At 68.8% G+C, this 9,313-nt stretch carries 11 protein-coding genes; 4 read left to right on the top strand and 7 right to left on the bottom strand.

Going from position 1 to position 9,313, the window contains the following annotated elements; genetic code table 11:
• Nucleotides 1–129: biotin carboxylase N-terminal domain-containing protein (locus tag DMC18_RS11310; protein ID WP_146218049.1), on the bottom strand; the 129-nt coding region annotated here is incomplete at its 3' end.
• A 140-nt stretch (nt 130–269) separates the two neighbouring features.
• Here DMC18_RS11310 and DMC18_RS11305 point away from each other — a divergent pair.
• Both DMC18_RS11305 and DMC18_RS11300 read left to right on the top strand, forming a co-directional pair.
• Nucleotides 270–4,070: a LamG-like jellyroll fold domain-containing protein gene (locus DMC18_RS11305; protein WP_110121011.1), complete on the top strand. Its 3,801-nt coding sequence runs from the start codon at nt 270–272 to the stop codon at nt 4,068–4,070.
• Nucleotides 4,071–4,111: 41 nt separating this feature from the next.
• Nucleotides 4,112–4,543 carry a heme-binding protein gene (locus DMC18_RS11300; protein WP_233245308.1) on the top strand — a complete coding sequence of 144 codons (432 nt, stop codon included), beginning with the start codon at nt 4,112–4,114 and terminating at the stop codon, nt 4,541–4,543.
• Nucleotides 4,544–4,546: 3 nt separating this feature from the next.
• Here the strand turns inward: DMC18_RS11300 and DMC18_RS11295 are convergent, their stop codons facing one another.
• Both DMC18_RS11295 and DMC18_RS11290 read right to left on the bottom strand, forming a co-directional pair.
• Nucleotides 4,547–5,131, bottom strand: coding sequence for a type 1 glutamine amidotransferase family protein (locus tag DMC18_RS11295; RefSeq protein WP_110121009.1), 585 nt, complete (start codon nt 5,129–5,131; stop codon nt 4,547–4,549).
• Nucleotides 5,131–5,451 carry a heavy metal-binding domain-containing protein gene (locus tag DMC18_RS11290; RefSeq protein ID WP_110121008.1) on the bottom strand — a complete coding sequence of 107 codons (321 nt, stop codon included), beginning with the start codon at nt 5,449–5,451 and terminating at the stop codon, nt 5,131–5,133. Before DMC18_RS11290 ends, DMC18_RS11295 begins: the two co-directional genes overlap by 1 nt.
• 65 nt (nt 5,452–5,516) lie before the next feature.
• Here DMC18_RS11290 and msrB point away from each other — a divergent pair, with 65 nt between their 5' ends.
• Nucleotides 5,517–5,996: a peptide-methionine (R)-S-oxide reductase MsrB gene (gene msrB, locus DMC18_RS11285; RefSeq protein WP_110121007.1), complete on the top strand. Its 480-nt coding sequence runs from the start codon at nt 5,517–5,519 to the stop codon at nt 5,994–5,996.
• Nucleotides 5,997–6,232: 236 nt separating this feature from the next.
• Here msrB and DMC18_RS11280 read toward each other — a convergent pair whose 3' ends face one another.
• Together DMC18_RS11280 and DMC18_RS11275 are read right to left on the bottom strand one after the other, a co-directional pair.
• Nucleotides 6,233–6,631 carry a hypothetical protein gene (locus DMC18_RS11280; protein WP_110121006.1) on the bottom strand — a complete coding sequence of 133 codons (399 nt, stop codon included), beginning with the start codon at nt 6,629–6,631 and terminating at the stop codon, nt 6,233–6,235.
• Nucleotides 6,632–6,698: 67 nt separating this feature from the next.
• Nucleotides 6,699–7,106, bottom strand: coding sequence for a hypothetical protein (locus tag DMC18_RS11275; RefSeq protein WP_233245307.1), 408 nt, complete (start codon nt 7,104–7,106; stop codon nt 6,699–6,701).
• Nucleotides 7,107–7,228: 122 nt separating this feature from the next.
• Between DMC18_RS11275 and DMC18_RS11270 the strand changes: the two genes are divergently transcribed.
• Complete coding sequence (locus DMC18_RS11270; RefSeq protein WP_110121005.1) at nt 7,229–8,014, top strand: tetratricopeptide repeat protein; 786 nt, start codon at nt 7,229–7,231, stop codon at nt 8,012–8,014.
• 3 nt (nt 8,015–8,017) lie between these two features.
• On the opposite strand, the gene DMC18_RS11265 is transcribed toward DMC18_RS11270, so the two are convergent.
• Together DMC18_RS11265 and DMC18_RS11260 are read right to left on the bottom strand one after the other, a co-directional pair.
• The gene (locus DMC18_RS11265; RefSeq protein WP_110121004.1) at nt 8,018–8,371 is read right to left on the bottom strand and encodes a DUF1428 domain-containing protein; all 354 of its coding nucleotides are present in this window, start codon (nt 8,369–8,371) and stop codon (nt 8,018–8,020) included.
• A 77-nt stretch (nt 8,372–8,448) separates the two neighbouring features.
• Nucleotides 8,449–9,313 (bottom strand): S41 family peptidase (locus DMC18_RS11260; protein WP_146218048.1); only part of this gene is annotated, 865 nt, incomplete at its 5' end.

Genomic DNA, 9,313 nt, shown 5'->3' with positions numbered 1-9,313 from the left:
CTCCACCGCCAGGCTGTCGGCGTCGGCGTCCGAGTACACCACCACCGTCGCGATCCCCAGACGACGGCACGTCTTGATCACCCGCACCGCGATCTCGCCCCGGTTGGCGATCAGGATCTTGTTGAACATCGGCCCATCCCTGCGCGGCTTTTCGCCTTGTCCCTAGGCGTAACAGGCCAAGGCCGGTTTGCAACGCGGACGGCTCGCGCTAAAAGCGTCGCAGGAACCATGACACCGGTTTCCAATAAGAACGACTTAGGGAGTGACGCGTGGTGAAGCAGGCGCTTTTTCTGGCCTCCGCCTTTTCGGTCATCGCCGCCGCCAGCGCGGCCGCCGCAGCCGCACCGGCTGAACCCGCCCTTCTCTTCCACATCTCCGGCGACAAGGGCCTGAAGGCCGACTACGCGGTCGGCGACGCCATCCCCAATTTCGCCGACAAGGTCGCCGTCATTCCGACCGGCAAGGCCGGCCCTGCCCTCTCGGCCCAGGACGACGGCGTCCTGGCCTGGAACGCCCCCGGCAACATCCAGGCCCAGCGCGGCACGCTCTCGTTCTTCTGGCGCTCGGGCTATCCGGTCGGGGTCGCGCCGTTCGTGATCTTCCGCGTCGGCTACGCCGATCACACCAGCTGGGACATGGCCTTCCTGCGCATCGACTGGAACGGCCACGGCTTCGACGCCTTCGTCACCGACAACGGCCTGGCCCGCACCCGCGTCTCGTTCAAGCTGGACAAGCCGCCGGCCGCCGACGCCTGGACGCACCTGGCCTTCACCTGGGACGAGCAGACCGGCGTGCAGCTGTTCGTCGACGGCAAGCCCGTCGCCAGGAAGGAAGCCAAGCGGGTCTATGACGCGGGCCTGGACCAGTTCGGCGTCGCCGGCCGGGTGATCGCCCCGCACCAGGTGCAGAGCCGCTACAACTTCCTGCGCGGCGGCGACCTGGACGAAATCCGCGTCTACGACCGCGCCCTGGATGCGGCTGGCGTCGCCGCCCTGGCCCGCAACGAGGCGCCGAGCGCGGCCGCCCCGGTCCCGACTCTGGACGATCCGGCTGCGCAGGCGGCCTGGAAGCTGCGCTACGGCTGGACCGGCGAGGCCCCGCCCCTGCTGACCGATCCGGCCACCCGCATCCGCAAGGTCGAGTTCACCGACGCCAAGGACCTCAAGGAATGGATTTGGCGCGCCAACGACGGCATCCCCGAGACCACCTGGCCCGGCGTCTACAACCGTTCGCGCCTGGAAGGCCGTGACGACTATTTCCAGCTCCCTGACTGGAACACCTATGTCGAGGGCGGCAAGGCCCTGACCCTGGCCCTGCCCGACGAGCCGATCAGCCGCCTGGAGATCCAGGGGACCGCCTATGGCGACCTGACCTGGGCGGCGAAGGCCGGTGAAAAGGGCACGAAGGTCGGCGTCCGCGCCAAGGGCCTGGCCCGCTCGGTCACGACGCTAGCCCAGCCGCTGAAGGGCGGCGTGCTGACCTTCACCAACACCGACCAGGAAACCCCGATCCAGGAGATCTGGGCCTATGACGTCTCGTCCGGCAAAGAGCCCGACGGCGTCTTCAAGATGAACTACACGGTCCGCGCCGAGGTGGCGCCGGACTATCTGAACCTCGCCGACCTCAACGCCTATGTCGCCGGACGCCATCCGGCCGGCGAGCGGGCGACGGTCGTGGCCCTGCCCGAGGGCGCCCCGCAGCGCAAGCGCCCGGCCGGCGATCTTGCGGCCAAGGGCCTGCCGATCGTCCACGTGCTGATCCCGTCGGGTTTTGGCGACGCTCCCGCCGCTCAGCCGCTCGCCCGCAACTGGGCCTACGGCTGGGAGAACGCCCGCGACGGCCTGGACGGCATCGCGCTGGACATCCCCGCCCTGCCCGGCGTGGCGGACGCGATCATCCCGCTGAACATCCAGGTCAAGGACCCGATCTGGCCGGGCCGCAACATGATCGACGTCTCGGTCTCGGTGAAGGCCGGCGAGGCCCGCACCCTGTGGCTCGACCTGCGCGACCGCATTCTCACGGCCGACAGCCTGTACCTGACCATCGCCGCCGACAGCGCCGAGTTCGGCCCCAAGGCCCTGGACGGCGCCAAGATCCGCCTGGTCTTCAAGGCCCGCGAGGAGGCCAAGGCCGAGCACGTGGCCGATCGCTTCAACCAGGTGAAGGACAACTGGGCCTTCCTGGTCGAAGAACACACCACCTCCAAGCGCCAGGGCCTCTACCGCCGCCTCTACGCCGACATCTCCGACCTGCTGCGCGTCGATCCCGACCACAAGGAAGGCCGCGAATACTGGGGCGACATCACCTATGGCAGCCAGGGCTGGCCTGCCTTCGAGCAGCCCAAGGCGCCGGACGGCGTGCCCCTGTGGGCCTTCCGCCAGACCGAGGACCTCAAGCGCGTCGCCAAGTTCATCAACTGGTGGATCGACGAGCGCCAGGTTCCCTACGGCGACTTCGGCGGCGGTCTGTCGGACGACAGCGACCTGCTGCAGCAGTGGCCGGGCCTGGCCTTGATGGGCGTCGATCACGACAAGGTTCGCGACTCGCTGAACCGCCTGACCGACGCGGTCTACCGCAACGGCATGTTCACCAATGGCCTGTCGACCATCGTCACCGACGAGTTGCACGCCTACGAGGAGGGCATCAACTCCAACAGCGAGGCGATGTATCTCGACTACGGCGACCCGCTGGCCGTCGAGCGGCTGTTCACGACGGTGAAGGCCCTGCCGACCATCATCGACAAGAACCCCGCCGGCCACGTCCACTTCAACACCAACTGGTACAGCGGCGCGATCTCGTACCGCGAAGGCCCGTGGGAGTGGCAGAAGCCCTATTCGTTCGGCGTCGTGCACCCGGCGATCCTGATCGGCGACTACAACGGCGACCGGACGGCGCGCGACATCGTGCTGGGCCTGGCCGACGGCTATCTGGCGCACGCCAAGCCCGACGGCTCCTATCCCAACGAGATCAACTGGCGCACGGATGCGGAGCGCGGCGGCACGGTGCTGCAAGGCTCGGGCGCCAGCGGTCCGTTCCAGATCTTCTGGCAGGCCTGGCGATGGACGGGCGACGCCAAGTACCTGGCCCCGATCCAGTGGCGGATGGGCAAGAACGGCGTCAAATCGCTGAACGACCTCAACGACAACGCCCTCTCCATGCTGGGCCTGGGCGAAGCCAACAAGGACGCCATCGTCAAGTCGGCCGCCAAGGGCGGGGCCAGCGAACGCTTCGCCGCCTGGACCCTGACCGGCGACAAGGCCTGGCTCGAAAAGGCCTATGCCGACGAGATCCAGTGGGCCGACCAGCACATGTACATGCACACCGACGGCCACTGGTGGTCGGACCGGGTGGAGATCCCGTCGGACGTGCTGCAACGCTCGCGCCTGGGCGGCATCGCCAACAAGCGCGGCCAGATGAACCCTGGCCACCTGGTCAGCTGGCGCTTCGAAGGCGGCGCGCCAAAAGCCGTTGGGGGCGAGGACGTGGCGATCCTGGTCAAGGACGGCACGGCCAAGGGCTTCAAGGTCGTGGCCTACAACCTGTCGGACAAGCCGGTGACGGCGGTGATGACCGGCTGGAACGTCGCTCCTGGCCAATGGAGCCTGACCCAAGGGATCGACGCCAGCGGCGACGATGCGATCGACGGCGGCGGCGAGACCCGCCAGGTCGCCTTCGAGCGCACCAAGGCCGTAACGATCGTCCTGCCGCCCGGTCAGACGAGCATCATCGACATGGCGCTGGCCCAGGCGGGCGACGATCCCGCCCAGCGCGCCGACCTCGGCATCGGGCGCGGCGACGTGACGGTGAAGGGCTCGAGCGTCACCGCCAAGGTCCACAGCCTGGGCGCCCAGGACGCGGCGACCTCGCGACTGGAACTGATCGACGCCGCCGGAAAGGTGCTGGCCTCGGCGGCCGTGCCCGCCCTGGCCGCGCCGAAGGACCTGCTGCCCAAGACCGCCACGGCCCGACTGAAGATCCCGGCGGGCGCCAAGCCCGCGGAACTGCGCCTGCGCATCGTCACCACCCAGCCGCAGATCACCGCCCTCAACGACGAGGTGAAACTGCCATGAGCCGCCGCCTCGCCGTCCTGACCGTTCTTGGAGTTCTATCGATGTCCGCCCCCGCCGCGCTCGCCGCCGACGCCCTGGAGTACGGGCGCAACGTCACCCTGGCGGAAGCCAAGACGGCGGCCAGCGCCGCCGAGGCCGAAGCGCTTAAGAACGGCTGGGCGGCGGTCATCACCGTGGTCGAGCCCAACGGCCAGACCGTGCTGTCGTGGAAAATGGACGGCGCGTCCTACGCCGCCCCGGGCGTCGCGCGCCGCAAGGCCGAGACCGCGGCCGGCTTCAAGCGCCCGACCAAGGCGTTCCAGGACGCGGTCAAGGCCGGCAACCTCAACGCCATCTCCAATGGCGCCCTGGCCATCGAGGGCGGCGAACTGCTGGTCGCCGGCGGCAAGATCGTCGGGGCGATCGGCGTCTCGGGCGCCACGCCGGAGCAAGACGGGATCATCGCCCGCGCCGGCGCCGCGGCGGTGAAGTAGCCCTCAGCCCTCCCCGCCCCCAAACTCCTTGGCGAACATCGCGATATAGCCGTCGAGCCGCTCGGACGCCTCGGGCGCGACCAGGCGGGTGACCTCGGCCGAGAACGTGACCGGCGCAGAGCCGGCGGCGGTGACGACCTTGCCGTCGACCACCGCGCGCGGGGTTTCGACATAGCCCTCGGCGCCCGCGTAGCCCGGCGCCTGCTCGGCCAGCCAGTCCTTGCCGTTCGAGGTATGGGCCTTGCCCGCCAGCAGGCCGGCCTTGGCCAGGGCGATGGTCGCACCGCAGATGCCGGCGACGATCTTGCCGTCGGCGTGGACCTGCTTGAGCAGGGCGAACAGGGTCTCGTTCTCGTAGCCCTGCCAGGCGTCCGAGCCGATCAGCAGGAAGACGTCGGCGTCGGACAGCACCGGATCCTCGAAACCATAGTCGGCGGCGGCGAGGATGCCGCCGATCGAGGTCTCCGGATCGCCGGTCGGGGTGGCGATCTCGATCTGGACCTTAAAGTATTCGCGCAGGGAGGCCAGCACGGGACCGGCTTCCCAGTCGGCCCAGCCGGGCTGGAGAAAGGCGACGGCGACGGTCATCAGCGCAGCTTCACGGCAGTGCCAGCGGCGGTGACCATCAGCATGCCGTTGTCGGCGCCGAGGGCCTCGTAGTCGAGATCGACGCCCACCACGGCGTCGGCGCCCAGGCGGCGGGCCTCGTCGATCATCTCCTGCAGGGCGATGTCGCGCGCCTCGCGCAGGGCCTTCTCGTAGCCGCCGGCGCGGCCGCCGATGATGTTGGTGATGCCGGCGAACAGGTCGCGGAAGATGTGTGCGCCGATGATCGCCTCGCCGGAGACGACGCCCAGGGTGGCCACCGTCTCGCGCTCGGCGACGTACGGAGTGGTCGAGGTGATCATGCGTTTCCGTCCCTTGATGCCGCGCGCCCTACCGGCGAGCCGCTCGAAACCCTAGATTGGCATCCATGACCCAAGCCGCCACCCTGTCTTCCACAGGTTTCGACCTGACCCCGCCCACCGAGCCCGAGCGCGAGCGCCTGGAGGGCGACCTCACCGCCGAGGAGGCGCGCGTCCTGCTGCACCATGGCACCGAGGCCCCGTTCTGCGGCGGCCTGCTGGGCGAGAAGAACCCCGGCGTCTATGGCTGCCGGCTGTGCGGCCTGCCGCTGTTCAAGCACGAGACCAAGTTCGAGAGCGGCACCGGCTGGCCCAGCTTCTACGCGCCGTTCGACGAGGAGCACGTCAAGGCCGTGCGCGACACCTCCTACGGCATGGTCCGCATCGAGACCCGGTGCGCCCGGTGCGACAGCCACCAGGGCCACGTCTTCCCCGACGGGCCGGCGCCGACGCGGCTGCGCTACTGCATCAATTCGGTGTCGCTGCAATTCGTGGCGAGCGGCGATCCCCTGCCTGACCCGCTGCATCGCGGTGATCGGCTACCCTGACCACGGCGAAGCTTCCGTAACGGAAGTTCGACCGTCGGTGGAAAAAATGGGTTGTCGCACACAACTATAAAGAGCACATTCGCGCTCGACGCCGATGGATCGGCGACTCGCTCGGGCGACGTCCCCTAGACGACCGCCCGAACCGCCCGCGCTTAGCCTCCGGCAGGGTTTGGCGCTCCATGGCGGACGCGTCGGGAGAAGGCCCCTTCCCCCCAACCTTCTTCCGACGCGAACCCCTAGTCCCCCGGCGCGACGGTGGGGCCGTAGGCGACATAGCCGCGCTCGACCATCCGGCGCAGGGCCTCGTAGGCCGCCGACAGCTCGTCATAGGCCGTGCGCAGGGCGGCCAGCTTCTCGACTTCCGCCGGTTCGGGCGGACGGCCCGACTGGCTGATCGCCAGGGCCGCAGCGGCCCACCGCGCCCGGGATTGGGCCGTGCTCACGGCCAGCTTCTGGAAATGCCCGGCGTCGAGCCGTCCCAGGGTCTGGGCCATGATCTCGCGGTTGGAGACGAAGGCGGTGTAGTCGATCTGCTCCAGGTGGCCGCGCAGCCTGCGCTGCTCCTGCGGATCGATGTCCTGCGGCTCGAAGTGATCGCTGAATCGCCGCGTGCTGGAGGTGACGGTGGACGACATGACGGCCTCCCTGACCGCTCGTACTGGGCAGGAGTCTGCGCCTTCGCCCTTAAGCGGTCGTTACTCGTCAATCGGGCGTGAGCAGCCCCTGCAACCCGACGATCATGGCGATGATCCCGAACACCGCCAGGACCAGGCCCACGCCTTGCGAGCCGCTGGCCGGCAGGTCGCCGCTCGCGCCCAGACGTCGCGCCACAGCCCCGGCCCGCAGGCGATCCCACAGCAGCAGAACGCCAACCGCCAGGCCGACGATCTCGAAATGGAAGACGTGCGGCCCCGAGACCAGGTGGACGATCAGGAAGTAGCCGCCGCAGACCAGGGCCGCGATCCCCACGATCCAGCCGAACGGCGCCAGTCTGTCCGCGAACCGCGCGAGGTCGTCGCCCGCGCGCGGCAACAGCGCCAGCAGGCCGATCGCCAGCAGGAAGCCGCCGAGCAGGTTGCAGAGGTCGAGAAGCAGTTCGAGCATGGGCATGGAATGCGAACAGCGCTCGCGCCGTTCCAACTCTCCGCTAGAGGGAATGATCGCCACGAAGATCGCAGGACTTGCAATCTTACGATTGTAGAATAGCCTTCGAGCTTCACCGGAGGCTCGTCATGCGTTTCGCCGTCGCGTTCACCGCCCTGCTGCTGGCCGCCGCGCCCCTCGCCAACGGCGCGCTCGCCGCGCCGACCGCCGCCGAAGCCCGCGTCGACAAGGATCGCCAGATCGTCCAGAAGGCCATGAGGTCGGACCTGAAGAAGATCCAGGCCATGGTCCCCGCGCTGGAGGACGTGGCGTCGCGCACGCCCAGCGCCTACCCCCTGATCGAACGGAAGGGCGACCTCGTCATCGTCCGCGCGTCCGATCTCGACCAGGGCATGATCCCCGCCCTGATCGCCGGCGCGACGGGCAAGGACGCCAATCCCAGCGGATCGACGCGGGTCGATATCGAGTACAATACCTACGGCCAGGCGATCTTCCTGCTGGGCTCGGCCGCCGTCGAGGCCCGCGACATGAGGAAGGCCACGTTCTGGCTCGACAAGGGTTTGGCCTTGCAACCCGACAACCTGATGCTCGTCACCGAAAAGGGCATGGTGCTGACGGTCCAGAAGCGGCACGCTGAAGCGCTGGCGCTCTACGAAGCGACTTTCGAGAACGCCAGCGGCATGCTGCTCGGCGACGAGCCGGGCAAGGCGCGCCTGCTGAGGGCCAAGGGCTTCACGCTGATCGAGCTCAATCGCCTGGACGAGGCCGAAGCCGCCTACAAGGCCTCGCGGGAAATCGAGCCCGACCACGGCGGCGCCAAGCACGAACTGGCCTACATCGCCCAGCTTCGCGCCGGCGCCGAGCAACGCGGCATGAAGCTGGTCAACGGCGAGGAGTCCAAGGCCCTCAAATAGGCCTCAGCGCTCCACAATCACTTCGAAGCCGCCGAAGATCATGCGTTTGCCGTCGAACGGCATGTTCTCCATGTACGGCTTGAGGCGCTCGTCGGCCATGACCTGGGCCATCACCTCGTCGCGCTTGGCCTTGCTCTCGTAGGTGATCCACGAGAAGACCGTCACCTCGTCGTCCTTCAGCTGGACGGCGCGAGGGAACGAGGTCAGCTCGCCATAGGGCACGTCGTCGGCGATCGCCTCGACATAGGACAGCGCGCCGAGCTCCATCCATATCGAGCCCGCCAGAGTCGCCATCTCCTTGTAGGCCTCGACATTGGCCTTCGGCACGGCGACCACGAAACCATCGACATAGGTCATGGGGTATCCTCCCTGGATGTTGTCGTTCCCCCAGGACGATCGAACGCCCGGAACGCCGACAACGGCGAGGAAAAAATTCAGCGGGCGCGGATCATTTCCAGGAGACGGGCCAGCGCCCTGGCGTGGCCGTCGCCGGAATCGTCGGGCGGATGGACGGTCAGCGGGACCTGCGGGGCGATCCCCACGCCCTCGACCACCCGGCCCTCGACGTCGCGATGGATCTCGGCCGGCAGGGCGAAGCGCCAGCCGTTCGGAAGCGGCATGGGAACCTGATCCGACAGCGCCCCCCGCGTGGCCTCGCCGACCTGGCGCACATTGGGCAGGCCGCGCATCATCAGGGTGAAGGTCTCGCCGGCGCTGACGGTGATGCGGCTGGTCAGCAGCCAGACCGGCCCCAGATAGCGCGGCCGCTCGGACGGCTCGACGACCAGATCCTGCGACGGCCCGGCCACGCCGGTCGGGACCTTGGAGCCGACGACGACCCGCCTGGCCGCGAACCGGGCCGCGATCCGCCGGCTGATGGTGTCGTAGCCGCCGCGATTGTTGGAGACGTCGACGATCACCGCCGAGGCGCCGGAAAAAGCGGTCATGGCCTCGTCCAGGACGGCGTCCAGCGCAACGGTGTCGTCATCGCCGGCCGCAGGATCGAACCCGTCCATGCTGGCAATCGCCAGGTAGCCGACCTCGCCGTCGCGTCCCCAGAAGATCCGGCCGTTGGCGACCTGACGGGCGTGAAACGGCGCGGCCAGAACGCCGTCTCGCCAGGCCTTGCGCCAGGCCGCCTCGCCGCCGGGCCGGCCCTGCGCGCTCAGCAGCACCGCAGCCTCGCCGAACCGGCGCGATCGCGGCTCGCCGGCGATGACGCCGTCGAGCTGGACATGGGGGTCGGAGATCCCGCGCAGCAGGACGCCCAGCGCCTTCCACAGGGCCGCCTCGTCCGGC

The sequence above is a fragment of the Caulobacter sp. D5 genome (assembly GCF_003185805.1).
Lineage (GTDB): Bacteria > Pseudomonadota > Alphaproteobacteria > Caulobacterales > Caulobacteraceae > Caulobacter.
Note: the sequence above shows the minus strand (reverse complement) of the source record. Positions and strands in the feature narration are given on the sequence as shown.